We start from the raw sequence: 26,151 nt of genomic DNA, 5'->3' as shown, positions 1-26,151 counted from the left end.
TCCATCCCAAACTTTGTGTAAACCTCCAACAAGGTTTAGAATAGAAGCAGAATGACAGAGGTAATCACAATGGCAAGAAGGAAAAGAATCCCAGAAGAAAACAAACGTCGCGAAAAAATTCGTGAGCTGCTGCAGCTGGCGAATGTAGGCAGCATGGATGATATTCAGGAACTGTTCAAGGACACTATCGCGGAGTTCATGGAAAACGGTCTGGAGGCCGCGTTGGACGATCAGCTGGGCTACAGCCGGTATGACTACAAGAACAAGGACACGGATAACAGCCGGAACGGGCACAGCAGCAAAACCCTGCGCACCAGTTTTGACGATGTAGAGGTATCTGTGCCGCGTGATCACAAGAGCGAATTTGACCCCAAGGTGCTGCGGAAAAATCAGACCAGCATCAGCCAGGACATCGAGGAGAAGATTCTGTCCATGTACGCCAAAGGCATGACCACCGGTGACATTGAAGCGCATATTCAGGATATCTACGGCGTAGATGTCTCTGATACCACGGTAAGCCGTATCACAGATAAAATCCTTCCCGCAGCGAAAGAGTGGCAGCAGAGGCCGCTGGAGTCCATTTATGCGGTTGTTTTTCTGGATGCGATTCACTACCATGTCCGCAGTGAAGGACAGATTGTAAAGAAGGCCGTTTATATCGCCATCGGTATTGATCTTGATGGTTGGAAGGATGTTCTGGGAATGTGGTTTGGCGAGAATGAAAGTGCGAAATTCTGGGCTACCGTATTGAACAGCCTGAAAATCGGGGCGTCGAGGATATTTTCATTGCCTGTACGGATAATTTGACCGGTTTTTCTGCGGCGATCAAGGCGGTCTATCCCAAGACGGAAATCTAGAACTGCATCATCCATCAGCTTCGAAATTCCAGCAAATATGTCTCCTACAAGGATTTGAAGGCACTTATGGCTGACTTGAAAGCAGTCTACGCAGCGGTATAGCAAATAGGCTGTGTTTTCAATAATTACACCTTGAAATCACAGCCTATTGCGCTTATATAGAAGTAGAATTTTTCACAGTTCTGCCTGAGCATTCTCCAGTTTGTACACTAAATTACTAATCCGACTCCAGGCTTCCCTTATTTAAGCTATCTGCAAACCACTGCCTGCCGCGCATACTCACAAACTGCAAGGCGCCTCATTGCCACTCTCAAAACCGCCACAATCCCTTTCTGAAATTCACATCGAAAAATTCCCGTGCGGCCTGCAGGTTCATCACGACCCACTCACGAGATTTATGGGCCTCCAGTGTTTCCGGCAATTCTTTCATCAGGCGGTCCGCTTCATACGGTACACCCGCATTGTAATGTAGTTCATTGCTGTGCTTATTCACAACAAACGACTTTTTGCTCGTCCGCCATGCATTTTGAATCAACTTGATCGCGTATTTGCCGGTAACGTGCTCACTGAAATAATTCTCCAGTGAAAGCGTTCGGATATAATCCGGCAGCACATCACTGCCAAACTGTTGCATGACAGCAACGATAATCTCTGAGGAAATCTGTAAAATATCCGGTGCCTCGGTTTCATCATCCTTTAGCTGATCGAGTAAATCCGGCATTTGTTCCAGCATTCTGCGTAAGTATTCCCGATAGAATGCTGTGCCGATCTTCTGCTGCACCGAGCGTACCACGTTGCTGCGCATCACTTCGGTATTGGTCAGACCCGCTTCTACACGACAGATAACTGTTCGGCGAATGACCTCCGGTGCAACCGCTTTTACATCCTCGTTAGCACTGATGACAACCGCAGAATAATGTGTCAAATGATCGCTCACACCAAAATCATCATTCTTGATAGTTTCGATCGCGTGCTGATTAAAGCGTGTATTCGTCAAGTCATCTACAATGATCGGGGCACCTTGCACGGTTCGTTTCAGGTTTTCAATACCAGATCGGGTAAAATCCGGTGCCGAAATCTTAGGTTTCTGGCCGATCATCATTTTGAGCAGTGTTTCCAGAAAGCTGGTCTTCCCGGCCTTGCTCTGTCCATAAACCAAGCCAAATACCGGATACGGCAACCGCTGCTGATCAAACCTTGCCGCTATATCGCGCATCGTTGCCATCAGCGGCGAACAAAAGAACCAGTTCGCAAACTCAAAATACCGATACTGCATCCCCTCATAATCACCATGAAAACGGCTGTATCCGTCCATATAATCGCGGAATAACCCTACATCATGGCGAATCTCATCTTCTGTCGGATGCAGGTTCAGTGCCTCGCCATTCAGAGTGGCACTTTGTTTATCCGCATCGATTATCAACTGCGGGTATTCACTTCTCAGTTCTTTTTCTTTAATCTTCTCATTTTGGATTTGCCGCCGCAGCTTGACAATCTGTGCCGCCGAAATGATCGTTTTGCCCTGTTTACTTGTTTTCTTATCCTGCTTAGGCATATACGGCTTCAGTTTATCTGCCAGATTATGTACATCCAGAATAAATTTGACTTCCGTCGCATCATCCGCAGTTGCCTCTGTCGGCTCGATCACAAAGACTTTATTCGCCTTGATTGTGCCGGCAATGGGCAGTTCATCAATATTTTCGCCCGCATCTGCATATTGCAGCGCTTTCGTGGTGATCTCATCCGAGCTTTCCTCGAGCAGACTTTGAAACACACTGTAATACCAATCATACGCTTCATTGCCATCAACAAAGCAGATATTTTCTCGCTGCATACCGCCGAACGCATGATAAGACATATTGGCCGAACCTGTGATAACGCGCTTTCGGCCATCTGCCGCCTCCAACAGATACAGTTTTTCGTGGGAAACCGTACCGCGGGATACATAAAACCGAACTTCTCCCTTATCCATACGGGCAAGCAGATCATTCATTTTTTCACTTGACTGCTCGCGTATTCGCTCGATCAGCTTATCTTGATAAGCAATAATCTGATTCATGGACGAGGAAAGGATATGCTCACAGCCAAAGATAATCTCCGCATGGTCGAACATATCCAGCAGCTGATACACAAAATTCAGGCCAGAGGAAAATGTAATGGCGTGAATGGTATCAAATCCCTCAAACAACTCCTGCCATGTGACAGCGTGCGCCTGCTTGTACTCCATCTCCACTACGTCAAGTTTGCTGCCTCGCTTTTTGTTGGGTGCCGATTTTTCTTCTTCGTCTACCAAGGAAAACAGATTCAAGTTATCGTCCATTGACATTACCCCGCTTTTTATATTTTTGTGTGATCCTATGCTATTGTTTTGTACCCTTTCTGCTATGGATTGCTATATTTTTGCTCCTGCATCCGCCATATATGGCTGTTTGGTTGATAGCGTATAATCAAGTTCGCAAAAGCAAACAGAAAATAGACAAGCCATCAGGGCTCCTGTAAAATGATAGTTGCCGAAAAAATCATGATGTAAAGGAGAGACACTAATGGCTCACAAAAAGAATACCATAAATCTGACAGAATTGCTACTGCAATGTGTGACGCAGCCGGATCCGATGCTGAGCATGCTGGAATGGCTGTGCACGGAGCTGATGGAGGCAGAGGTCGATCAGCAGCTGGGAGCAGAGAAGAGCCAGCGCACGGACGGCAGGAGCGGCTACCGCAGCGGTTATCGTCCTCGCCGTCTGGATACCCGAATGGGCACGATGTACCTCATGGTGCCCAAGGTTCGTCAGGGCGGCTATATTCCGTTCTTCGTCACAGAGCGCAAGCGCAGTGAAGCCATGTTCGTACAGGTGGTTCAGGAAACCTTCGTGCAGGGCGTTTCCACTCGAAAAATGGAGAAGCTGGCACATAGCCTCGGCATTGAAAATCTATCCGGAAGCCAGATCAGCGAGATAACCAAAGGGCTGAATGAGCAGGTCGAGGAGTTCCGTAATCGCTCTCTTGCCGGTATGGTGTACCGGTTTTGTGGATGGACGCACTGTACGAAAAAGTTCGTGTAGATGGCAGAATTATCAGCATGGCGGCGCTTATCGTGTGCGGTGTGGACGAAAATAGCCGCAGAGATATTATCGCGCATATGATGTGATCGACTCCTATGCCAAGCGCTTGCCGAAAGCGGTTCAGTGCCTTGAATAGGGGGTGGAAGATTCTCTGGCCTTCTATACATTCCCCATGCTGGACGCGCGAAAAATCTCATCTTCCAACATGATTGAAAGATTGAATCGTGAAATCCGGAGACGTACCAGCGTGATTGGAATCTTTCCGGATGAAAGTTCCTATGTTCGCCTGGTGACAACGTATCTCATGGAATCGCCGAGGACTGGTCTGTCTCCAGAGTAAATATACAGCGCTCGTGTTTTTCGTCTTATTATTACTCATCAACGGCGCAGTCCTGTGGAAAGCTTCACGGTGTTTTTGCACTTGTAGAATATTTATGCGAAACACAGATAAATGAACGTATAGTCATTAAACGAAAAACATCAGACAATATATATGAAAATGTCATAATAGAGAATTAGTAGTCGTTTTTAAGATAATAACATAAATATGCAAATATGAATATTCTGCCGATGAAAGGCTCACTGTATAAGCGGAGTAGACACAAAGAAACAGACTAACGACTGGCTGTGCCTTTATGGAAAATGCTGAATATTATGTGTCGAATTTTGTCGATTAAAATATTGACGCATGCGAAACCTCATGGTAAGCTGAATAAAAATATGTGTGTTCTCTGCGAAAAATTGTGCAGAGTGCAGTGGACGAAGCGCACGCAATCGTCAAATCCCAGCTTGCGGGTCAGGAGGAAAACGTGAAACGTCTTAAAACGGCATTTTTGGCGGTCTTGGCGCTCTCGATGGCGCTCGGCATGGTAGTCGTTCCTGCGGGAGCGGCCGACGGTACTTATCAGAATGCGGTTTATCTGGAACGGATATGTAGAAAGGCTCAACCGACTACATCAATCCGAATCAATCGAAATGGTACGCCCGTAGTTGAAAAGTCGATTACTGTTTCGATTCCAACTGGTGATGAGCCATACAAGGATATGTATACGGCGGATGCACTTTTCCAGGATCTGACGGTCAACCACGAAGCAACATGCAATATTTCATTGCATGCAGAGGATAAAACAATAGTGGACGAAAACACGAATAATGGTGTCACATTTCGCAGGAAAGAAGAATCAAATAAGCAGACAAACAAAATAGCTGTGCACTGGGACATGATTGTTACTTGTAATGCAAAAGCAGGGCAAACATATCATATGAAAGCCGAGTGTAATGGTTTATCTGACGAACTCGAGATTGTTTTAATCTCAGAAGAAGGTTCAAAAGAAGAAACACCGATTATAGACTGGATTACGTCGGCTAAGGGCACATACGGCCAGACCTGGAATGAAATGGTTGATGCTTCCGGCTGCAGTGCAACGCTGAATGGCACAGAACTGTCCGGCACATTCGAGGTCGTAAACGGTGGTACTGTCCCGAATATCGGAGACAAATATCGGCTCAAATTTACGTCGAAGGACGGCACGTACACTGCGGAAAGTGAGGAGTTTTCTGCGGAAATCCAACCGAAAGCGCTTATAATTACGGCGGAAAGTGCAGAGAAAGTGTACGATGGCGAACCTCTGGTGAGAAATTCATACATGGCAGACGGGCTGGTAAACGGCGATGAAATTACCAAGGTTATAGTATCTGGAACACTGACCGATGCTGGAGAAATGTCAAATGTGCCAAGTGACGCGAAAATAAGCAGAAATGATACAGATAAGACGGAAAATTATGCAATTACTTGCGTCAATGGTACGTTGAAAGTTACTCCGCGGGATATTGCGGACGCGCAGATTGATATGAAGCAGACCGAGTATGTGTATAACGAAAGTGCGCATAATCCTAAGCCGATCGTTATGATAAATGGCAAAGAATTGTTAAATGGTACGGATTTTGAGCTTTCCTACGCTAATAATGTGCACAGCGGTACGGCAACGGTGACAATTAACGGCAAGGGTAATTACACCGGAAAAGTTGAGAAAACGTTCCAAATCACGCCGAAAATGCCGGAAAAGGACGTGGATTACAAAGTTGCGCTGCCTGCGGATCTGATATATGACGGCAAGCCATGTGAGGCGTCTGTGTGGACGAAAACAGGCGTTGGCGAGGTCACAGTTTGGTACAACGACAGCACGGCTTTGCCGGTTCATGCCGGAACTTACAACGTGGCGGTCGAGATTGCATCGAGTGACAACTTTTCTGCGGTCAAACGGATGAATATCGACAGTTTTACAATCAATAAGCGCACGATCTCTTTGGATACAACAGCGCTGAAAATTGTAGACAAGACATACAACGGACGCGATGATGATGCGCAGATTAGCGGTCTGGCGTTCAGCAACCTACCGGATGGCGCGGTACTGAGCGAGGGCACGGATTACACATTTGCTACGCGCTACGCATCTGCTGAAGTTGGCGAGAGGGACGTGACGATTGCAGTTACACTTACGAATGAAAATTACACGCTGAAAGACGGAAACTGCATCGTAAAAGGTAAAATCCTGCCTAAAACAGTCGAACTTGTTGTAATTGCGAAGGATGCAGTTTATACCGGCCTGCCGTACAGCGAGGGCAATCTGACCTGCTCGGGCACGTTCGCGCCGACGTATCGCTACTACGCCGACAGCAACGGCGCAAAAAGCAATCAACTGGACGGTGCACCGATCAATGCTGGAACTTACTGGGTGGAAGCGTATGCGCCCGAAACGAGCAGTACGGCTTCCGCAACCTCGCAAGCGGTTCGGTTTCATATTGAAAAAGCGCCGCTGTGTATTCGTGCTAAGGGTAAAACCATAACCTATGGAGAAACGTTAAGTGATAATGGTGCGGAAATCAATGGATTCGTGAACAATGAGAACGAAAACGTGCTTTCGGGTCTGAACTATGCGTTTGACTATGCGCAGTTTAGCAATATTGGAACTTACACGATTATTCCGATGGATGCAAAAGCCGAAAATTACAAAATTACATACGAAAACGGCGTGTTGAACGTACAGCCGAAGCCTGTTGAGATAAAATGGAACGGCGAGAGTGTTTTCTATTATGATGGTACGCCGAAGTTGGTCACGGCAGAAGCGATTGGCGCGGTGAACGGAGATGCGCTTACTGTTATAATCGAGGACGGCAGCCGGACCGAAATCGGGTCGTACACCGCACGCGCGGTCGCTCTGGCAGGCGGAAAGGCGGGCAACTATGTGCTGCCCGAGGTACAAACCTTCTCGTTTCAGATTAAGAAGGCGCTCGAGACGGCAGCTGTCACGCCGAGTACCGTTACTGCCGTAATCGATGGTCTGACGATTCGACTGACCGGCTTTGCGACCGAGCCGATTACGGTTTCTGCGCCGGATGCCGTGGCCGCGGGCGATACGCTGACCATCCATGGCGTGACGTACACGATCGACCGTTCTGCAGTGGACGTGCGCCGCGCGGAGATCACGTTCGTGTTTGCGGACAGCAGTGCGCAGACCAACGTTTACGGCGCGGGAGATATCGGAACGGCGTTTCCGGCCGACAGTAAGCGCGGATACACGTTTGACGGGTGGAAAATCGGTGATAAAACGTACACGACGCTGACGGAGGAAGCACTTACTAAACTGAACGGCACGCAGACTGCAGCACCGGTGTTCACCGTTCAGCAGAGTGGCGGAACGAGCGGCAGTGGTGGCGGCGGCGGTTCGGTCCGCACGCCGACCGGTGTGGTGACTGCGGCTAAGAGTGAGCACGGCGAGGTCTCAATCACGCCGAAAAACGCAGCCAAAGGCAGCACAGTGATGATTAAAGCTGTGCCAAAGGAAGGCTATGCGCTCAAAACAATCGCGGTTACCGACCAGAGCGGCAAGCCGGTCGCAGTGACGGAGAAGGACGGTCAGTTTACATTCGTCATGCCTGCGTGCAATGTCACGCTTACGCCTATTTTCGAGAGACAGCCTGCTCAAAATGTGAGTTTCGATGACGTCAAGCCAACCGAGTGGTACGCCGATGCCGTGCACTGTGTTGTGGAAAAGGGTCTGATGAGCGGTACAGGTACGGATGCGTTCTCGCCGGATGGCACGACCACGCGCGGTATGCTGATGACGATTCTCGCACGGTACGCGGGTGCGGATACGACCGGCGGTGCAAGCTGGTACGAGAAGGGCATGGCGTGGGCGCAGTCGGCAGGCATTTCGGATGGCCGCGTGCCGGAGGCTGGCATTACACGAGAGCAGCTCGTCACCATGCTGTACCGCTATGCGGATGCGCCCGAAGCCAGTGGCACACTGGATGCCTTTGCGGATGCGGATACCGTCAGCGCTTATGCGGCTGATGCCATGCGATGGGCGGCGGCGAACGGAATCGTCAACGGCTCGCACGGCAGACTGAATCCACAGGGGAATGCCACCCGCGCACAGGCTGCGGCAATGCTGATGCGGTTCTGCGAAAATATGGAACAATAAAATAATACATTGCGCCGCGCATGTCGGAGAACGCTGTGCGCGGCGCAAATTTTCGGGCCTAAAAATTTTTTGGAGTTTTTTCAGAAAATGTGTTGACAGATTCGTAATTCTGTTATATACTAAACAAGTCGTCAGGGATGAGACGACAACGACCCGATGGAAGTTTAGCTCAGCTGGGAGAGCATCTGCCTTACAAGCAGAGGGTCACAGGTTCGAGCCCTGTAACTTCCACCAAACGAAAAGCTCCTAAACATTGTGGTTTAGGAGCTTTTTTCTCTGTTTATTTGAACTTTTTACAGCGTCGCAAGGGAAGCGGAGCTTTTTTCGTTTTTGTGTGAATGCGGTTTTTTTGGGGTTTTTACGGGTGCAGGATGTGGGACTAAGTGCGGGAGCAAAAATCAACGGATAGAGACGACTTTTTCTGCGTTTTCTTCCTGCTCTCGGTCGCAAAACTGAGCACCTTTAACGAGGCGTTCGTGAACGCTTCATCGGAGAGGTGCGTATAAATATGCGACGTCATGGCAATCGACTGGTGACACAGAAGATCCTTTGCAACATTAAGCGGGACACCGGCGGACTGCAGGTCGGTCGCATAAGTGTGTCGCAGGCAGTATGGTGTGAGATCATCAGCCACAACGACGTTTCCGGGTCGATCGCGCCGTGTACCATCTGCGCGCCCATGTCGAGATCAAGCGCCTGTTTGAACGAGCGCCACATCTGCTTCATGGACGTTTCGGTGTGCAGTCTGCCGGTAGTCGGCTGCGTAAAAAGATAGCCGCTACTCTTTTCCTCGACCTTGTGCCAGAGATCGCGCGCGGTCTTTACCCGGACGGAGTACCGCTTGCCATTATAGCTAAACGTTTTGCGGAAACATCCGTCTGATGCGTTTGTTTTTATTGTAAAACATCTTTGGTTGTAAAATAAGAGGGTAGAATGCACTCGCTAACGCTCATCGGTTGCAGCCGGTGGGCGTAATTTTTATATTTAGAACGCGCGTATCAGTACACGCGGGATACCGATAATACGGCATCTTTCCGGGTCGGTGCCCTCGATCCGTCTGGGCGGGTAAGACGGGGTTCGGGGGCACAAGCTTCAGCCAATCTTCGCTCTGAACGTAGTTGATGCGTTTGATGGTCATTTCGTCATCGCCATAGCTGATGACTCCGATCTCGCCGCTGTGGTTCATGGTGTTCTGCTTGAGCACCAGCACGATATCACCATCACGGAAATCAGGATACATACTGTCACCGCGGACATGCATAGCGCAGAAATCCTCCGGCTTGCGGCCCTTGAGATAGGTGTCGGGAACTTCGACCATTTTCTCTTTTGATTCTTTCTCCTAATGTCAGAACAAACACCTTTACTTTATATCAAACATTCGATTGGTTGTGATTAGTGTACCACCTGCGTGATTATAAATCACACGAGGAGGTGTAAAACATAAACGCCTGAACCAATCAGGAACTCCGTCAGGGGGGGCAAGAACGATCTGATGCGGATGTATTCGAACATGGTATTGCTGACACTGGAGCAAGTCGCAAAAATCTACGGTTTTACCGACAAGCACAAAGCCAAGCGCATAATCGGCGCACCGAGAGTGTCCGGCGAGCATCGCGTGATGTACTATCTTGGCGACGTTGCAACCGACATCGTCAAGCGGCGTATGGGCATTGTACGATAAAATGCACAAGAAAGAAGATTCAATGTAAAACAACAACTTCGCAGCCAATCTGGCTGCAGTCGAGAAGCACAGCTGCGGCATCAAGCCGAGCAAGCGTTTTCACTTCTGCTGGACGGAGGAGCAGCTCGAGCAGCTGGCCGCTCTGTGGGATACGGCGTCAAGAACCTGTGGAAGGGCAACTGTCCGCAGATACGCTATCCGGTCATCTACGGCGGCGACGGCATCCGTCCGTCCGGTGAGCCGTTCGTCCTGGAGTGCAAGGGACACTGGGTTATAAGCAGAAGCCGCAGTGCGTGCATATTTCCAACGTCCACGCCGATCTGCTGCCGACCGACGTTTACTCCGGTATGTATGCCCGCGTGACCGTCAACTTCTTCCCGTATGACGCTTCCGGCAACTGCGGCGTAGGCTTCGGTCTGGGCAACGTGTGCAAGACCCGCGACGGCGAACCGCTCGGCAGCCGTGCAAATGCTGTACGGCAGCGTACCCCGGTACGCTTTCGCAGTTGGTGCGGACGGCACTGGTGCTCAAGCCCGGCTACAAATTCGTGGACGCGGACTTTTCCGCTATCGAGGCGCGTGTGGTTGCGTGGCTTGCGGGCGAGAAATGGGTCTTGCAGGTTTTCCGCACGCACGACAAGATCTACGAGGCAACCGAAATCCCGTACACGCGAGTGCATTACCAAGAATGAGGTGAACTACATCAAACTGCGGTCGTTAGAACGGGCAGGCTTTATGATCGGGTATGGTTCGGTTCGCAAGCTGCTGAGCGTCACCGTGCAGGAGCTTGCCGGTCTGGAGGAGCAGACCATCGAGTATCTGCTGCGGTATCAATCAGTACGGTGAGAACCTCGTGAAGAAGCTGGCGAAGGCTATGGAGAAGTAAAGCGAAACCCCTCTGGGAACTGGTTTTATACCGGCTCTCAGAGGGGCTGCTTTATTTATTCGGTTGGCTTCGGTGTATCTCCATCAAAGACTACATGAGCAAAGCGGAAACGCTGCGTAACATCGGGGTACTTCTTGGGATCCACCTCGGAGGCGAACATATCATACGGCCGCGCATAAATTTTGAAGTCGCCGTAGAGCGCCTGATAGATCACCAGCGGTTCGCCGGTTTCCGTGTGCGTGGCGATAGCGAGTACCTGATACAGCTTATTCTTAAAGTGCAAGTATTTTTCACCGACCAGAATTTTTCTTGAAGCCATTCATATTTCCTCCAATCCTATATTTTTATTATAACAGAGAGGAGGGCAAAGAAAAAGAGCACACCCGCAATCAGGTGTGCTCTATTCTGATGGTTAATGCGAAAACATTCCGAACTATGAAAAAAGTTTGTATCTTCGCATTATGGTGGACTTGAAGGGGATCGAACCCTCGACCTCTCGGATGCGAACCGAACGCTCTCCCAAACTGAGCTACAAGCCCGAATATATGTTGTCAAGAAAAGTGTTTTGACCAAACTCAACTGAACAGGGAAGACGGAGACTGCTTTCCGCACTGCTTTCAACTGCGCTAATCGCCCAAATGTCAACTTTTTGCAAGCAATTTACCGATCAAACCAAACTCTATTCGTTTAATTCGCTAAACTACCCTTGACAATTATTAATTATAACGGTAGAATAATTTCATGTCAAGCACTTTTTTCGGGTGCAAAGCAAAAACAGCGTGCAGCAGCCAGCTGTGCCAAAAGGAGAATTTAACATGAAAAACAGCGAAAAAACAATGGAAAAGATCGTAGCGCTCTGCAAGGGCCGCGGCTTCGTATACTCCGGCTCGGAGATTTACGGCGGTCTTGCAAACACCTGGGACTACGGTCCGCTCGGCGTTGAGTTCAAGAACAACGTCAAGGCAGCATGGCGCAAGAAGTTTGTGCAGGAGAGCCAGTACAATGTAGGTCTTGACTCCGCGATCCTGATGAACCCGATGACCTGGGTTGCTTCCGGTCATGTTGGCGGCTTCTCTGACCCGCTGATGGACTGCAAGGAGTGCAAGGAGCGTTTCCGCGCCGACAAGGTAATTGAGGACTGGTGTGCTGAGAATAACTACGATCTCGGCAAGAGTGTTGACGCGCTTAGCCAGGCTGAGATGAAGGCATTCATTGATGAGCATGAGATCGCATGCCCGACCTGCGGCAAGCACAACTGGACCGACATCCGTCAGTTCAATCTGATGTTCAAGACCTTCCAGGGCGTTACCGAGAACGCGAAGAACGAGCTGTATCTGCGTCCGGAGACCGCACAGGGCATCTTCGTAAACTTCCAGAACATCCAGCGCACCACCCGTAAGAAGATTCCGTTCGGCGTTGGTCAGGTAGGCAAGTCCTTCCGCAACGAGATCACCCCGGGTAACTTCACCTTCCGTACCCGCGAGTTTGAGCAGATGGAACTGGAGTTCTTCTGCAAGCCGGGCACCGACCTCGAGTGGTTCAAGTACTGGAAGGATTACTGCCACAATTTCCTGCTGTCTCTCGGCATGAAGGACGAGAACCTGCGTCTGCGCGACCACGATCCGGAGGAGCTGTCTCACTACTCCAACGCTACCACCGATATCGAGTTTATGTTCCCGTTTGGCTGGGGCGAGCTGTGGGGCATTGCCGACCGCACCAATTTCGACCTGACCCAGCATCAGAACACCTCGGGTGTTTCGATGGAATACTTCGATCAGGAAGCAAATGAGAAGTATATTCCGTATGTTATCGAGCCTTCGCTTGGTGCTGACCGTGTTGCACTGGCCTTCCTGTGCGACGCTTACGACGAGGAAGTCGTAGGTCAGGACAAGAACGGCAAGGACGATGTTCGTACCGTTCTGCGTCTGCATCCGGCTCTGGCACCGTTCAAGGCTGCTGTACTGCCGCTGTCCAAGAAGCTGACCGACAAGGCTATGCCGATCTGGCAGGAGCTGGCTAAGCAGTTCTCTGTTGATTTTGACGATGCAGGCTCTATCGGTAAGCGCTACCGCCGTGAGGACGAGATCGGTACGCCGTACTGCGTAACCGTCGATTTCGAGACCGAGCAGGATGGCTGCGTAACCGTTCGTGACCGTGACACTATGGAGCAGGAGCGCATCAAGATTGAGGAAGTTGCTGCTTATATCGCAAAGAAGATCGAGTTCTGATTTTTCGCTGCTGAACATTGATCATCAAAACCGCTGCACAATCCCTGTGCGGCGGTTTTCTTTTATTTGGATGGCGAACAGGAAACACCACTCCAAAACCTATCGAAAAAATAGGGATTGGGCCATCGGAAATTGGGAAATCTGCCGGAACGAAAAAAGTTTGTCGGAAAGGGTTGACAGGAGAGGGGGTATTTAGTATAATCATAGCAATCCCAGTGAAATAATATGAATTTAGGAGAAGCGGTTATGCGATACTACTTTGAAAAGCTGCTCCGCTCGAATTTCCGATTTGGGCGAATGTGATTCTTCTTTTTATTACAGCAAGTCACAAACAACTTTATGGAATGTATAAAAAGGAGATAATTCATCATGGCAACTATCAAGAATACCGAAAACTGGTCCTTTGAAACCAAGCAGCTGCACATCGGTCAGGAAACCGCTGACCCGGTTACCGATTCCCGTGCAGTTCCGATCTACCAGACCACCTCTTATGTTTTCCACGACAGCCAGCACGCAGCTGACCGTTTCGGTCTGGCGGATGCAGGCAATATTTACGGCCGTCTGACTAACTCCACGCAGGATGTGTTCGAGAAGCGCATTGCAGCACTCGAGGGCGGTGTTGCCGCTCTGGCTACCGCTTCCGGCGCCGCAGCGATTACCTACACCATTCAGGCACTTGCTCAGGCTGGCGACCACATCGTAGCACAGAAGACCATCTACGGCGGCAGCTACAACCTGCTGGCACATACTCTGCCGCAGTTCGGCGTTGAGACCACCTTCGTTGATGTACATAATCTGGAAGAACTGGAAGGTGCTATCAAGGACAATACTAAGGCTGTTTACATCGAGACTCTCGGCAACCCGAATTCCGATATTCCGGATATCGAGGCTATTGCAAAGATTGCGCACAAGCACGGTCTGCCGCTCGTAATTGACAACACCTTCGGTACTCCGTACCTCATCCGCCCGATCGAGTACGGTGCTGATATCGTTGTTCACTCTGCTACCAAGTTCATCGGCGGTCACGGCACGACCCTCGGTGGTATCATCGTTGATTCCGGCAAGTTCGACTGGAAGGCATCCGGCAAATATGCACCGATTGCTGAGCCGAACCCGAGCTATCACGGTATCTCTTTTGCAGATGCAGTTGGTCCTGCTGCCTTTGTAACCTACATCCGCGCTATCCTGCTGCGTGATACCGGTGCTACCATTTCTCCGTTCAACGCATTCCTGCTGCTGCAGGGTACCGAGACGCTGTCTCTGCGTATCGAGCGTCATGTTGAGAACACCAAGAAGGTTGTTGAATTTCTGGCCAATCACCCGCAGGTTGAGCATGTAAACCATCCGTCTCTGCCGAATCATCCGGACCATGCACTGTACGAGAAGTACTTCCCGAACGGCGGTGCGTCCATCTTCACATTTGATATCAAGGGCGGCAAGGAAGCAGCTTTCAAGTTTATCGACAAGCTGCAGATCTTCTCTCTGCTGGCAAACGTTGCTGACGTTAAGAGTTTGGTTATCCATCCGGCAACCACCACTCACTCGCAGCTGACCGCAGAGGAGCTGGAGGATCAGGGTATCCATCAGGGCACCATCCGTCTGTCCATCGGCACCGAGAATATCAATGATATTCTGGCTGACCTCGAGCAGGCATTCAACTAAGCAAAGTATCGGTATTCCTATTTATCTCTTACAATTTGATAAGCAAAACCCGCCGTTCCCGGCGGGCTTTGCTTTTTATTCAACTTTTCGGCTGCTGTGTGGTGTCATCCTGTCGGAAGAGCAGCGAGATACACCATGCTGCCGCCAGTCCGACTAGGGTGTAGACGATGCGGCTGATGGCGCCGGTCTGTCCGCCGCACAGCAGCGCGACCAGATCGAGCTTGAAAATGCCGATCAGTCCCCAGTTCAGACCGCCGATAATCATCAGTATCAGTGCGATTTTGTCGATAAGCATAGAAAAACTCCCCTTTCGGTTTGCAGTCAGTATAACCGAAAAGGGGAGTTTCATGCATTTTTACGTTACAGCTGCGAGAAAACCTCGCCGATTGGCGCGTGAATGACCAGATCAGCACGGCGATCCGCAGGAGTAGGGGACTTATTGACCAAAACCAGCTTATTGCCGCGGTAATAGTCGATCAGACCAGCGGCCGGATACACAGCCAGCGATGTGCCGCCGATGATCAGGATATCCGCCTTGGAGATGTAGTCTACGCTCTTGTTGATCGTGTAGCTGTCGAGTCCCTCCTCGTACAGCACGACATCCGGCTTGATAATGCCGCCGCAGGAGCATCGCGGAATACCGGTGCCCTTGGCGATATCCTCAACCGGATATGGCTTGCGGCAGCGCATGCAATAGTTTCGCAGCACCGAGCCGTGCAGCTCAAGCACTTCCTTCGAGCCTGCCTTCTGGTGCAGACCGTCGATGTTCTGCGTTACAACGGCACGACACTTGCCTTCGCGCTCCCACTCGGCCAGCTTGAGGTGGGCCGCGTTCGGCTTTGCATCGAGCGCCAGCATTTTCGCCCGATAGAAGCGGTAAAACTCCTCGGTTTCACTCAAAAAGAACGTGTGGCTGAGAATGGTCTCCGGCGGGTATTTGTACTGCTGGTTGTACAGACCGTCCACCGAGCGGAAATCCGGAATGCCGCTCTCGGTCGATACGCCCGCACCACCGAAAAAGACAATATTGTCGCTGCCGTCGATCCACTCTTTTAATTTAGCAATCTTCTCATCCATGATATTAGCTCCTTTCGTCGCTAATGAATTGAAAATTAAGGTATTCGGCACAGCCGAGTGATTTAATGCACGCAAGAATAGCGGCATTTTCCATTTTCCATTCTCAATTCTCAATTTTCCATTATTTCGATTATTCGATAATCGACACTAAGCCCTCATGACGCGGCTTTGCCGGCGTTTCCTTTTCGATGTAGCCAATTGCAGCGGAGCAGACAACGATATGATCCTCCGGTACGCCGTACTCAGTCAGCAGTGCACGAACCTCGGGTACGTCGCAGGTCTCGCGCAGCTGGTTGATCCAGCAGGAGCCGAGGCCAAGCTCGGTAGTCATCAGCAGCAGATTCTCCATTGCAGCAGCGCCGTCTACCAGAGCGTGGTGCTCATCCCTCTTGTAGGAAATGATGATGTTGACCGGTGCACCGTAGAAATTGTACTGCGGACCGCGATTGTCTGCCTCAGCAACGGCACGAGCCAGCTTGAGCGACTTCTCTGCATTGTAAATCACGGTAAAGTGCCACAGGTACTTGCCCATGCCGGAAGGCGCCCATTCAGCAGCTTCAACAATCTGCATGATCTGATCCTTCGGCGGCAGCTCGGACTTGAACGCGCGCGTAGAGCGGCGAGACTTGATAACTTCCATCAGGTTAGACATAGGGAAAAACCTCCTGAAACAAATAGGGATTGATATTTATAAATATAGTATATAGCATTCTGGGTGTCGTTTCAAGACAACATGAACAAAAATGCGGCTGCATCTGTAAATTATCTGTGAAAACAGCGGTTTGTGTGGTATACTGATTCTAATTGAAAAATAATGCGGGAGGAATCTCTTACATGATCACTATCAGCGATCTTAGCTTAAACTTCAGCGGCGAGCCACTGTTCAAAGATGTAAACCTGAAATTTACCCAGGGCAACTGCTACGGTGTTATCGGTGCAAACGGCGCAGGCAAGTCTACCTTCCTGCGCATTCTGTCCGGCGATCTGGACCCGTCCACCGGCACGGTTTCGATTGCGCCCAAGACCCGTATGAGCGTACTCAAGCAGGACCACTTCGCCTTCAACGAGGAGACCGTTCTCAACACGGTTCTCGGCGGCAACGAGCGTCTGCTCGAGGTCATGCGCGAAAAGGATGCGCTCTATATGAAGGACCCGTTCACCGAGGAGGACGGCAACAAGGCTGCCGAGCTCGAGTCCGAGTTTGCCGAAATGGGCGGCTGGGACGCTGAGACGGAGGCCAGCCAGCTGCTGAACGGTCTGGGCCTGGATGCAGATGCCATCCTGTACACCGAAATGAAGAACCTCGGTGACGTCGAGAAGGTCAAGGTGCTGCTGGCGCGTGCGCTGTTCGGCAAGCCGGATATTCTGCTGCTGGACGAGCCTACCAACCATCTGGACATTCAGGCAGTCCGCTGGCTGGAGGACTTCCTTGCTGATTTCGAAGGCACCGTCCTTGTTGTATCGCATGACCGTCACTTCCTGAACAACGTATGTACCCATATCGTCGATATCGACTACGGCAAGATCAAGCTGTATGTCGGCAACTATGAGTTCTGGTATGAGTCCTCTCAGTTGGTTCAGCGCATGATCAAGGACCAGAACCGCAAGAATGAGGAAAAGATCAAGGAACTGCAGAACTTCATTCAGCGTTTTGCGGCAAACAAGTCCAAGTCCCGTCAGGCGACCAGCCGCCGCAAGCTGATCGACAAGCTGTCCGTCGAGGAAATGCCGGCTTCGTCCCGCCGTTACCCGTGGGTAGCGTTTGACGCGGACCGTGAGGCAGGCAAGGACATTCTCGAGGTGCGCGGCATCTCCAAGACCATCGACGGCGAGAAGGTGCTCGACAACGTATCCTTCATCGTTCGCCGCGGCGACAAGATTGCGTTCATCTCGGATAACGAGCTGGCAATGACTACGCTGTTCCAGATTCTTATGGGCGAGATGAAACCGGATGAGGGCAGCTTCAAGTGGGGCGTTACCACCTCGCAGAGCTATTTCCCGAAGGACAACAACGAGTTCTTCGAGGGCCACGAGGAAAACATGCTCGACTGGATCGCACCGTATTCCCGCACGGATACACTGGAATCCACGCTGCGCGGCTTCCTCGGCCGTATGCTGTTCTCCGGCGACGATGTTTACAAGCCGGTTCGCGTACTGTCCGGCGGTGAGAAGGTTCGCCTGATGCTGGCGCGCATGATGCTGTTCGGCTCGAACGTGCTTGTCATCGACCAGCCGACCAACCACCTCGATCTGGAATCCATCACCGCAGTCAACAACGGCGTTCGTGATTTCAAGGGCACCGTACTGTTCGCGTCGCATGACCATGAGTTCGTGCAGACCATTGCGACCCGTATTATCGAAATTCGTGAAAAGGGTGTTCTGGACAAGGAATGCACCTATGACGAGTTCCTCGAGTTCCGCGAGACCTACAAGGGCTGATGCCGGAGCGCTTTCGGCGCGGTCTGAACGGCCTGCTCGTGCTGCTGATACTGGGCGCGTTGGCATACGCCTCGGCGCTGCTGTTCGGCTGGAACTGTCCGATCAAATACTTGACCGGCGTGCCATGTCCCGGCTGCGGACTGAGCCGTGCGCTTGCCGCTCTGCTCCGGCTGGACTTTTGGACAGCACTGCGGTTTCACCCGATGGTTTTCGTTCTGCCGACAGTCGTTTTGTACGCACTGTTTGGTAAAAAGCCACTTCTTGGCTCAAAAAAACTCGAACGCGTGCTGCTGTGGAGCGTTATCGTGCTGGATATCGCAATTTGGCTGATACGTCTCGCGCTGCATGACCCGCTGATTTTTTGAAGATTTCCCGCTCGAACTGTACTGCACGGTTCGAGCGGATGTTGCTTTATTCGGCATTTTGTGCAATATGCAAAAATTAACCGGAAATTTAATCGGGTTTTGCTGTACTTTTTCGTAGGCACATGCTATACTGTTGCCAAGGGAGGGGATAGTTTATGATGTTTGGAATTGACAGCCTGTATATCTGGCTGGCTGTCATTATCATCAGTGTAGCGGTAGAGGCGTTTACACTCACGCTGTGCGGCATCTGGTTCGCTGCAGGCGGTGTCGCAGCACTTATTGCAGCCAGCCTTTCGGTCGGGCTGATGGGGCAGTGGATTGTGTTCATTGTGTTCTCCGCGCTGCTGCTTGTACTGGTGCGTCCGCTCTGCCGCCGTTTTCTCGGCAGTCGGCAGCAGGCGACCAACGCGGATCGTATCATCGGACAGACGGCTGTTGTTACCGAACCGATTGACAATATTCTGGAGACCGGTGCGGTGAAAATCAACGGAAAGATCTGGACAGCCCGCAGTGCGACTGACGCGCAAATTGCAATCGGGACAAGAGTCACGGTTGTGGAGATCCGCGGCGTCAAGGCGATTGTAAAACCGAACCAACTGTAAAGGAGCGTTATCATGGATTATATTATTGTACCCATCATCTGGATTGTGCTGATTATTCTGCTCATCGCGTTCATTGCAAGCAATATCGTGATCGTGCCGCAGGCGAAGGCGTATGTTATCGAGCGTCTCGGTACCTACCGCGACACATGGAGCACCGGCCTGCATTTCAAGGTGCCGCTGTTTGAGCGCATTGCCCGCAAGGTAACCCTCAAGGAGCAGGTAGTCGATTTTCCGCCGCAGCCGGTTATCACCAAGGATAACGTAACCATGCAGATCGACACGGTCGTGTACTTCCAGATCACCGATCCGAAGCTGTTTGCATACGGTATCGAAAGCCCGATGGCGGCAATTGAAAATCTGACTGCAACCACACTGCGAAACATCATCGGTGATCTCGAGCTTGACCAGACGCTGACCAGCCGCGATATCATCAACACCAAAATGCGCTCCATCCTCGATGAAGCGACCGATGACTGGGGCATTAAGGTAAACCGCGTGGAGCTGAAGAACATCATTCCGCCGGCTGCCATTCAGGAATCTATGGAGAAGCAGATGAAGGCCGAGCGCGAACGCCGCGAGTCCATTCTGGTAGCGGAAGGTAAAAAGCAGTCCGCGATTCTGGTGGCTGAAGGTGAAAAGGAAGCAACCGTTCTTGCTGCAGAGGCAAATCGCCTTGCCAAGATCAAGGAGGCCGAAGGTGAAGCGGAAGCGCTGCTTACCGTGCAGAAGGCACTGGCAGACTCCATCAATCTGCTGAATGAAGCGGCACCGACTGAGCAGGTTATCAAGCTGAAATCCCTCGAGGCATTCAGCAGCGCCGCTGACGGCAAGGCAACTAAGATCATTATCCCAAGCGAGATCCAGAGCCTTGCGGGTCTGGCAACCTCATTCAAGGAAGTTATGACCGATCCGAAGCGCGAACAGCCCAAGAAGTAAAAAATGCGTTCAAGTCCTGCAGACCGTATCCGGCCTGCAGGACTTTTTTGCACGCAAAATTGTCATTTGTGTCCGACTCGATTCTTGACAGAAGTGGACTGGAATGTTATCATAAGTTGAATAGATATGCACATATTGCGGGAGGGATCAAATTGTCGGCAAAGCATACAGAGGCAGAACTGGAGTGCTGCGAGGAGCATATCGTCCATACGGACGCAGTTATGGCAGCGCGCAGCGCAATGCCGGCAGAGGAGATCACTACAGCCGCATCAGATTTTTTCAAAGCGTTTTCCGACAAGACCCGCTTGCGGATACTGGCGGCGCTTGTGTCCGCGGAGCTGTGTGTCTGTGATATTGCGTCGCTGCTGAACATGAGCCAGTCCGCGATATCGCATCAGCTTCGTTTTTTGAAACAGGCGCGGTTGGTCAAGAGTCGAAAAACCGGAAAAACAGTATATTATGCGCTGTGCGATGATCATATTCAGACCATTTTGGCACAGGGAATCGCGCACGTGCAGGAGGGATAAACGGAATGAGCGAAAATAACCGCCCTGATTCGGAACAGAAGAAGGACCAGACAACGGCGGAAGATATTTTAGCACAGGTCGATTCGATTTTAGCGGATCTGGAAAATTCGGCAGTAGCGCAGCTGTTTGCCGCTCCGGAAAAGCCTAAACCCGAAGAGAACAAAAAACCGCCTGAAAAAGAAGAATCAGCGCCGCCCGGCGAGCCTGAGCCGCCGGACAAGAATGCGGAGCAGCCGGAGACTGAACCGGAAGCCGATACATCGCACCAAAGTGTAAGCGAATCTCCGGAGGCGGAAACGCCGCCCGAGGAAGCGGCGGCAGCTGAGCCTGCAAAGCCCTCGGAGGAATCAGACGCAGCTGAGGAATCGCCGGAAGATTCGGAAGACGAATTTGACGAAGAAGAAGATTCGCCGAATGAGGCTGAAGACGAGGGCGACTGGGATGAACCGGAATTTGACGACGAAGGTATAGAGGACGAGCTTCCTGAGGAAGAACAATCGCAGGAAGCGGAGTTCGAGCCTATCGTAGAGGAAAAGTCGGACAGGCTGCAGAAGCTAAAAGAAAAACTGAAAAACCATGAAAAGGACAAGGCGGAGAAAAAGGAACAGGCAAAATCCGCACCTAAGGAGAAGCCTAAACCAAAGGATGAAAAAAAGCCGGAGGAAAAGAAGCCGGAACCGTCAGTAATCGAAGCTCCGGAGGACGCGGACGATACCACCGGTATGAATTTCGTGCAGAAGGCACAGTACCGGGCGAAAATGCGTCGGCGTGAGCAGACCCGTCTGCGGCGAGAAAATGCACGCCGTATACAGGAAGGCGCTGAAGTGACCTATCAGCCGATGACACGGTTGGATATGCAGAGCACAGGCGCACGGCTGGCTGCCGCGGCAATTGTTCTTGTGGCCGGAATCGCGATGGGAGGTTCGAGCGCGGCATTGCCGCTCTGCCTGTTGGCGTTTTTGATCACAGCGCTGCCGATTGCAGCGCATGTGCTGACCAATCTGACACACGGTTCATTTTTCGATGAATATCTGCTCGTGCTAATGGCATCCATCGGCGCATTCGCGCTCGGCAGCCGTGCAGAAGCAACGATCGTGCTCATCCTGTTTGAGATTGGCAAAATTGCAGGTGATATCGTTCTGGCATCCACCTATCAGGTATTGCCGCAGCAGCATGATTTCATGCCGGAAAAGGCAACGGTCGTCAACATGAAGGGCGAACAGCGTCAGGTTCCGCTGGCAGATATCCGTCTGGGTGAGCTGGTTCTGGTGCACTCGGGTGAGCGCGTACCGATTGACGGCGTTGTGCTTCGCGGAGACGGCACGGTGGATGACAGCGTGCTTACCGGTGAAAACGTGCCGATGGCAGTTGATAAGAATACGCGTGTGCTGGCAGGCAGCCGGTATAACGGCTCTCTGATGCTGATTCGTGTGATCTCGCGCTATGAAGACTGCGCGGTTCGTCAGATTCGCCGCGTACAGAATGCGGCCGCCGAGCACAAGGCAGCGTTGGAAAAAAGTGCGCAGCGTAATGCCAAGCGTCTGGTTCCGGTTGTGATCGTCATTGCCGTACTGGCAGCCGCACTTCCGCCGCTGTTCATGCCCGGTTCAGATATGACCGGCTGGATATATCGCGGACTGACGCTTCTCATCGCCTGCTGTCCGACCGCACTGGCGCTGGCTGTCCCACTTGCTTTTGTATGCGGCGGCGGCCGACTTGAGAGTGAAGGCGTTCACATGAAGGGCAGCGAAGCGATGGAACGGACTGCAGACCTGCGTCTGGTCGTGTTCAACAAGACCGGCACGGTGACCAACGGCAATCTGCAGATTAAAAAGATTTATCCCACACAAGAGTTTTCCGAAAAGAACTGTCTGGCACTTGCCGCAGCAGCTGAGCAGCTTTCACAGCATCCGATTGCGCGCGCAATCGCAAGTGCATGCCGGGAAAAACTGCCAAAGATCGAGGAATTTGAGGAATTCCCGGGCCGCGGCGTGCGCGCCCGTATCGGTGATCACGTTCTGCTGGTAGGCAACCGCAAGCTGATGGTCTCTCGCGGTGTCAAGGGTTTGCCGGATATCGACGGCACGGTTGTTTACATCGCCTGTGAAGGGGAGCACATCGGCGTGATTGAATTGGAGGATACGGTTCGTCCGTCCGCTGCTGACGCGATCAAGAAGATCAAGGATCAGGGCGTTGAGCGTACTGTACTTATCACCGGTGACGCTGAGACACCAACCCAGCGAATTGCAAATGCCACCGGTATCGATACCGTTCACTGCAGCTTGATGCCCGAGGAAAAGCAAGCGAAGCTGGACTTTATGATGCGTACGATTCCGACAGACGGCACGACCGCCTATGTCGGTGACGGCGTAAGCGATATCGAGCAGCTCAAGATGGCCGATGTCGGTGTGGCAATGGGCACGCGCGGCTCCCGCTATTCAGCGGATGCGGCGAATGTACTGATTACCGCAAATGATCTGAGTGGTCTCGGCGAAGCTGTTCAGGTCTGCAAGAGTACACACGGAGTGGCAATGCAGAATCTGACACTGCTGGCCGCCATCAAGCTGGTGCTTGCTGTACTGGCACTGATCGGTCTGGCGCAGATGTGGATGGCAGTTATCGTCGATGCTGTACTCACGGTGCTGACTGTATTCAATACGTCCCGACTGCTCGGCAGTAAGCCGGAAATTTCAGAGGAATAAGCAAAACGCGAAGAAAGTGTAAAGGCTTTCTTCGCGTTTCTTTTTTGTTTTGTGTACTTTCTGCGCGAAAACAGTCAAAAACAGTATGGTTTTTTTCGGAAGGATATGATACAATAATCTGTATGAATGAAAATGGAGGAATACGTCTTGCATAAAAAGATGGAAGCCATTTTGTCCCGTGTACAGAAGCCGGCACGCTACGTCGGCGGTGAATGGGGCTCGGTGATGAAAGATAAAAAGAACATCGATCTGCGATTTGCGTTCTGTTTTCCGGATACCTATGAGGTTGCCATGTCTCACCTCGGTTCGCGTATCCTGTACGGTCTGCTCAACGATCAGAAGGGCATCTGGTGCGAACGCGTCTGCGCGCCATGGATTGACATGGAGGCCGAAATGCGCGAGGCAGGGCTGCCGCTGTACGGTCTGGAGAGCGGTGACCCGTTGTCGGACTTTGATATTATCGCTTTTACGCTGCAGTACGAGCTGTCGTTTTCCAACATTCTGAATATGCTGGATCTCGGCGGTATTCCGGTGCTGGCAAAGGATCGCACCGAACTCAAACATATTGTAGCCTGTGGCGGTCCGTGTGCCTACAATCCGGAGCCGCTCGCTGACTTTGTTGACCTGTTCATGATCGGCGACGGCGAGGAGATCATGTTGGAGTTTACCGATCTGTACCGCAAGGCCAAGCGCGAAGGCTGGTCTAAGCAGGAATTTCTGATTGCAGCAGCACAGATCGAGGGTATGTATGTACCTTCGCTGTACGAGGTCAAGTATCACGAGGACGGCACGATCGAGAGCGTCACACCGACGCACGGTGCACCGGCTCTCGTGCAGAAGCGCATCGTCAAGGATCTGGATACCATGTACTATCCGGAGTCCTTCGTTGTGCCCTCGACGGATATTGTATTCGACCGTGCGATGATCGAGCTATTCCGCGGCTGTCCGCGCGGCTGCCGATTCTGTCAGGCCGGTCACACTTATCGTCCGCTGCGTACCAAGTCCAAGGAAGTGCTACTCAAGCAGGCGCAGGCGGTGCTCAAGAACTCCGGTTACGAGGAAATCTCTCTGTCCTCGCTGTCTACGAGCGACTACGGTGAGCTGTCCGGTCTGACCGAGTGCATGCTCGACTATTGTGAGCCGCGTCATATCAGTCTGTCACTGCCGTCTCTTCGTGCGGACAGCTTTTCCGCCGAACTGATGGAGCGCGTACAGAAAACCCGCAAAAGCGGCCTGACGTTCGCATGTGAGGCCGGTACGCAGCGCCTGCGCGATGTTATCAACAAGAACATCCGCGAGGAGGACGTGCTCCATGCCTGCGAGATTGCCTTTCAGGGCGGCTGGAATAACGTCAAGCTCTATTTCATGATGGGTCTGCCGACCGAGACCTACGAGGATCTGGACGGCATTTCCGACATTTGCAAAAAGGTCGCCTATTGCTGGCGTGAGAACACGCCCAACCGTGCGCGCGGCGTGCGTATCACAGCGTCGGCTTCGTGCTTTGTGCCCAAGCCACAGACCCCGTTCCAGTGGGACGCGCAGGACACGCTCGAGCAGTTCCGCGAGAAGCAGGCGCATCTCAAGGTGGTCATGAAAACCAAGAATGTCACCTACAACTGGCATGACGCTGAGACCTCGGTGCTCGAGGGCGTTATTGCACGCGGCGACCGTCGTCAGGGTAAGGCGATTCTGCTGGCGTGGCAGCGCGGCTGCAAGATGGATGGCTGGGATCAGTGCTTCGACTTTGATAAGTGGATGCAGGCGTTCCGCGACTGCGGACTGGATCCCGCGTTCTACGCATCCCGTCAGCGCCCGATGGACGAGGTCTTTCCGTGGGATCACATCGGCTGCGGCACGCGCAAAGAGCACCTCAAGCGTGAGTGGGAGCGTTCCCGCGAAGCGGCTATCACGCCGGACTGTATGCACCAGTGTGCCGGCTGCGGCGCAAGCGCACTGCTGAAGGGAGGCAAGTGCCATGTTTAAGGCAAGAATGAAGTTTGCCAAGGAGGGACGCGCCAAGTATATCTCCCACCTTGATCTCATGCACGCCATGCAGCGCTCGATGGCGCGCTGTCAAATGCCGCTGTGGTTTACCGAGGGCTTCAACCAGCACGCCTACGTTTCGGTGGCGCTGCCGCTCTCGACCGGTTACTCCGGCGAGTGCGAATTTCTGGATTTCAATATCACGGCAGAAGCCGTGCCGGAAAATGCGGTGGAAGCGCTCAATGATGTATTTCCCGAGGGCCTGCGTGCAATCGAGATTTACCCGCTTGCCGACGGCGGCATGAAGGTCGGTTCGATCGAATGGTCGCAGTACCGCATCACCTGGGGCTTTGAGGGCGGCACGCCCAAGGGCTTTGCCGAGGATGTGCGCAATCTGTTCCGCCGTCCGGTGGTCGAGATCGTCAAGCGCTCCAAGCGCGGCGAAAAGACGGTCAATATGCGTGAGCTGATGCGCGATCTGACCGTGACCGATGGTCCGGACGAGGTGACCGCTGTTGTCACCACCGCTGCCGGCAATAACAACATGAGTCCGGAATACCTGACCCGTGCCATCCGGCAGTATCTGCCGCAGTACGAAATTCCGTTCAGCGCGTACCACCGCATGAACGTGTTTACTTCTGACGGCACTCCATTCCGATAA

General features: G+C 51.9%; 24 protein-coding genes, 2 tRNA genes and 3 pseudogenes. 21 read left to right on the top strand and 8 right to left on the bottom strand.

All coding sequences use genetic code 11. The features are described 5' to 3' along the window. Window positions 1–69: 69 nt before the first annotated feature. Window positions 70–956: pseudogene (locus PG722_RS10600) on the top strand (IS256 family transposase); the annotation flags it as partial. 211 nt (window positions 957–1,167) lie between these two features. Here PG722_RS10600 and PG722_RS10595 read toward each other — a convergent pair. Continuing rightward, a complete protein-coding gene (locus tag PG722_RS10595) occupies window positions 1,168–3,177 on the bottom strand; it encodes a phospholipase D family protein (protein WP_270580513.1) in 2,010 nt (669 codons plus the stop codon). Between the two features lie 223 nt (window positions 3,178–3,400). On the opposite strand from PG722_RS10595, the pseudogene PG722_RS10590 reads away from it, so the two are divergent. The 3 genes and pseudogenes from PG722_RS10590 to PG722_RS10580 form a co-directional block, all read left to right on the top strand. After that, a pseudogene (locus PG722_RS10590) lies at window positions 3,401–4,285 on the top strand (transposase); the annotation flags it as partial. Window positions 4,286–5,181: 896 nt separating this feature from the next. Then, the gene (locus tag PG722_RS10585; RefSeq protein WP_270580512.1) at window positions 5,182–8,403 is read left to right on the top strand and encodes an S-layer homology domain-containing protein; all 3,222 of its coding nucleotides are present in this window, start codon (window positions 5,182–5,184) and stop codon (window positions 8,401–8,403) included. A 158-nt stretch (window positions 8,404–8,561) separates the two neighbouring features. Next, window positions 8,562–8,637: transfer RNA gene (locus tag PG722_RS10580), tRNA-Val, on the top strand. 145 nt (window positions 8,638–8,782) lie between these two features. Here PG722_RS10580 and PG722_RS14240 read toward each other — a convergent pair. Continuing rightward, window positions 8,783–8,986 (bottom strand): hypothetical protein, encoded by a 204-nt coding sequence (locus PG722_RS14240; RefSeq protein ID WP_442867846.1) that lies wholly within the window; start codon window positions 8,984–8,986, stop codon window positions 8,783–8,785. On the opposite strand from PG722_RS14240, the gene PG722_RS10575 reads away from it, so the two are divergent. Then, a complete protein-coding gene (locus tag PG722_RS10575) occupies window positions 8,912–9,178 on the top strand; it encodes a hypothetical protein (RefSeq protein ID WP_242994777.1) in 267 nt (88 codons plus the stop codon). The genes PG722_RS14240 and PG722_RS10575 overlap by 75 nt on opposite strands. A gap of 174 nt (window positions 9,179–9,352) precedes the next feature. Here PG722_RS10575 and PG722_RS10570 read toward each other — a convergent pair whose 3' ends face one another. Continuing rightward, on the bottom strand, window positions 9,353–9,721 hold the full coding sequence (locus PG722_RS10570; protein WP_270580511.1) for a S24/S26 family peptidase: 369 nt from the start codon (window positions 9,719–9,721) through the stop codon (window positions 9,353–9,355). A gap of 192 nt (window positions 9,722–9,913) precedes the next feature. Here PG722_RS10570 and PG722_RS10565 point away from each other — a divergent pair, with 192 nt between their 5' ends. From PG722_RS10565 to PG722_RS10545, 5 genes and pseudogenes are all read left to right on the top strand, one after another. Further along, window positions 9,914–10,084 (top strand): hypothetical protein, encoded by a 171-nt coding sequence (locus PG722_RS10565; protein WP_270580510.1) that lies wholly within the window; start codon window positions 9,914–9,916, stop codon window positions 10,082–10,084. A gap of 144 nt (window positions 10,085–10,228) precedes the next feature. Beyond that, complete coding sequence (locus PG722_RS10560) at window positions 10,229–10,447, top strand: hypothetical protein (protein ID WP_270580509.1); 219 nt, start codon at window positions 10,229–10,231, stop codon at window positions 10,445–10,447. Further along, window positions 10,405–10,500: pseudogene (locus PG722_RS10555) on the top strand (ssDNA-binding protein); the annotation flags it as partial. The gene PG722_RS10560 and the pseudogene PG722_RS10555, both read left to right, overlap by 43 nt. An 11-nt stretch (window positions 10,501–10,511) precedes the next feature. Further along, a complete protein-coding gene (locus PG722_RS10550) occupies window positions 10,512–10,775 on the top strand; it encodes a hypothetical protein (protein WP_270580517.1) in 264 nt (87 codons plus the stop codon). 1 nt (window position 10,776) lies between these two features. After that, complete coding sequence (locus tag PG722_RS10545; RefSeq protein WP_270384748.1) at window positions 10,777–10,929, top strand: hypothetical protein; 153 nt, start codon at window positions 10,777–10,779, stop codon at window positions 10,927–10,929. A 95-nt stretch (window positions 10,930–11,024) separates the two neighbouring features. Here the strand turns inward: PG722_RS10545 and PG722_RS10540 are convergent, their stop codons facing one another. Both PG722_RS10540 and PG722_RS10535 read right to left on the bottom strand, forming a co-directional pair. Next, window positions 11,025–11,288, bottom strand: coding sequence for a DUF1653 domain-containing protein (locus tag PG722_RS10540; protein WP_270580508.1), 264 nt, complete (start codon window positions 11,286–11,288; stop codon window positions 11,025–11,027). A gap of 143 nt (window positions 11,289–11,431) precedes the next feature. Next, window positions 11,432–11,508: transfer RNA gene (locus PG722_RS10535), tRNA-Ala, on the bottom strand. Between the two features lie 276 nt (window positions 11,509–11,784). Between PG722_RS10535 and PG722_RS10530 the strand changes: the two genes are divergently transcribed. From PG722_RS10530 to PG722_RS10520, 3 genes are all read left to right on the top strand, one after another. Further along, window positions 11,785–13,197 (top strand): glycine--tRNA ligase, encoded by a 1,413-nt coding sequence (locus PG722_RS10530; RefSeq protein ID WP_110436756.1) that lies wholly within the window; start codon window positions 11,785–11,787, stop codon window positions 13,195–13,197. A 17-nt stretch (window positions 13,198–13,214) separates the two neighbouring features. Next, complete coding sequence (locus tag PG722_RS10525; protein ID WP_270580507.1) at window positions 13,215–13,421, top strand: hypothetical protein; 207 nt, start codon at window positions 13,215–13,217, stop codon at window positions 13,419–13,421. A 145-nt stretch (window positions 13,422–13,566) separates the two neighbouring features. Next, a complete protein-coding gene (locus PG722_RS10520) occupies window positions 13,567–14,859 on the top strand; it encodes an O-acetylhomoserine aminocarboxypropyltransferase/cysteine synthase family protein (RefSeq protein ID WP_270580506.1) in 1,293 nt (430 codons plus the stop codon). Between the two features lie 79 nt (window positions 14,860–14,938). Here the strand turns inward: PG722_RS10520 and PG722_RS10515 are convergent, their stop codons facing one another. From PG722_RS10515 to PG722_RS10505, 3 genes are all read right to left on the bottom strand, one after another. Continuing rightward, window positions 14,939–15,154, bottom strand: coding sequence for a DUF378 domain-containing protein (locus tag PG722_RS10515; protein ID WP_118285795.1), 216 nt, complete (start codon window positions 15,152–15,154; stop codon window positions 14,939–14,941). A gap of 65 nt (window positions 15,155–15,219) precedes the next feature. Continuing rightward, entirely contained in the window at window positions 15,220–15,936 is a 717-nt protein-coding gene (locus tag PG722_RS10510) for an NAD-dependent protein deacylase (RefSeq protein WP_110436758.1), read from the bottom strand. A 130-nt stretch (window positions 15,937–16,066) separates the two neighbouring features. Then, window positions 16,067–16,588 carry a nitroreductase family protein gene (locus tag PG722_RS10505; protein WP_270580505.1) on the bottom strand — a complete coding sequence of 174 codons (522 nt, stop codon included), beginning with the start codon at window positions 16,586–16,588 and terminating at the stop codon, window positions 16,067–16,069. Between the two features lie 182 nt (window positions 16,589–16,770). Here PG722_RS10505 and PG722_RS10500 point away from each other — a divergent pair, with 182 nt between their 5' ends. The 8 genes from PG722_RS10500 to PG722_RS10465 all read left to right on the top strand — a co-directional run bounded on the left by PG722_RS10500 (window position 16,771) and on the right by PG722_RS10465 (window position 26,151). Then, window positions 16,771–18,375 (top strand): ABC-F family ATP-binding cassette domain-containing protein, encoded by a 1,605-nt coding sequence (locus PG722_RS10500; protein WP_270580504.1) that lies wholly within the window; start codon window positions 16,771–16,773, stop codon window positions 18,373–18,375. Further along, complete coding sequence (locus tag PG722_RS10495) at window positions 18,375–18,740, top strand: DUF2752 domain-containing protein (RefSeq protein WP_270580503.1); 366 nt, start codon at window positions 18,375–18,377, stop codon at window positions 18,738–18,740. Before PG722_RS10500 ends, PG722_RS10495 begins: the two co-directional genes overlap by 1 nt. A gap of 155 nt (window positions 18,741–18,895) precedes the next feature. Continuing rightward, a complete protein-coding gene (locus PG722_RS10490) occupies window positions 18,896–19,342 on the top strand; it encodes an NfeD family protein (protein WP_118359429.1) in 447 nt (148 codons plus the stop codon). Between the two features lie 12 nt (window positions 19,343–19,354). Then, window positions 19,355–20,278 carry an SPFH domain-containing protein gene (locus tag PG722_RS10485; RefSeq protein WP_270384743.1) on the top strand — a complete coding sequence of 308 codons (924 nt, stop codon included), beginning with the start codon at window positions 19,355–19,357 and terminating at the stop codon, window positions 20,276–20,278. A 152-nt stretch (window positions 20,279–20,430) separates the two neighbouring features. Next, window positions 20,431–20,805 (top strand): ArsR/SmtB family transcription factor, encoded by a 375-nt coding sequence (locus tag PG722_RS10480; protein WP_442865240.1) that lies wholly within the window; start codon window positions 20,431–20,433, stop codon window positions 20,803–20,805. Window positions 20,806–20,810: 5 nt separating this feature from the next. Further along, window positions 20,811–23,507 (top strand): heavy metal translocating P-type ATPase, encoded by a 2,697-nt coding sequence (locus PG722_RS10475; protein ID WP_270580502.1) that lies wholly within the window; start codon window positions 20,811–20,813, stop codon window positions 23,505–23,507. 132 nt (window positions 23,508–23,639) lie between these two features. After that, window positions 23,640–25,490 carry a TIGR03960 family B12-binding radical SAM protein gene (locus tag PG722_RS10470; RefSeq protein WP_118645749.1) on the top strand — a complete coding sequence of 617 codons (1,851 nt, stop codon included), beginning with the start codon at window positions 23,640–23,642 and terminating at the stop codon, window positions 25,488–25,490. After that, window positions 25,483–26,151: a TIGR03936 family radical SAM-associated protein gene (locus PG722_RS10465; RefSeq protein ID WP_118359423.1), complete on the top strand. Its 669-nt coding sequence runs from the start codon at window positions 25,483–25,485 to the stop codon at window positions 26,149–26,151. The genes PG722_RS10470 and PG722_RS10465 overlap by 8 nt, the downstream gene beginning before the upstream one ends.

Origin of the sequence: Butyricicoccus sp. OF27-2pH9A (assembly GCF_027693185.1) — a bacterium.
GTDB classification, from domain to species: Bacteria; Bacillota; Clostridia; order Oscillospirales; family Butyricicoccaceae; genus Agathobaculum; species Agathobaculum butyriciproducens.
This window is presented reverse-complemented; position numbering and strand designations above follow the sequence as displayed.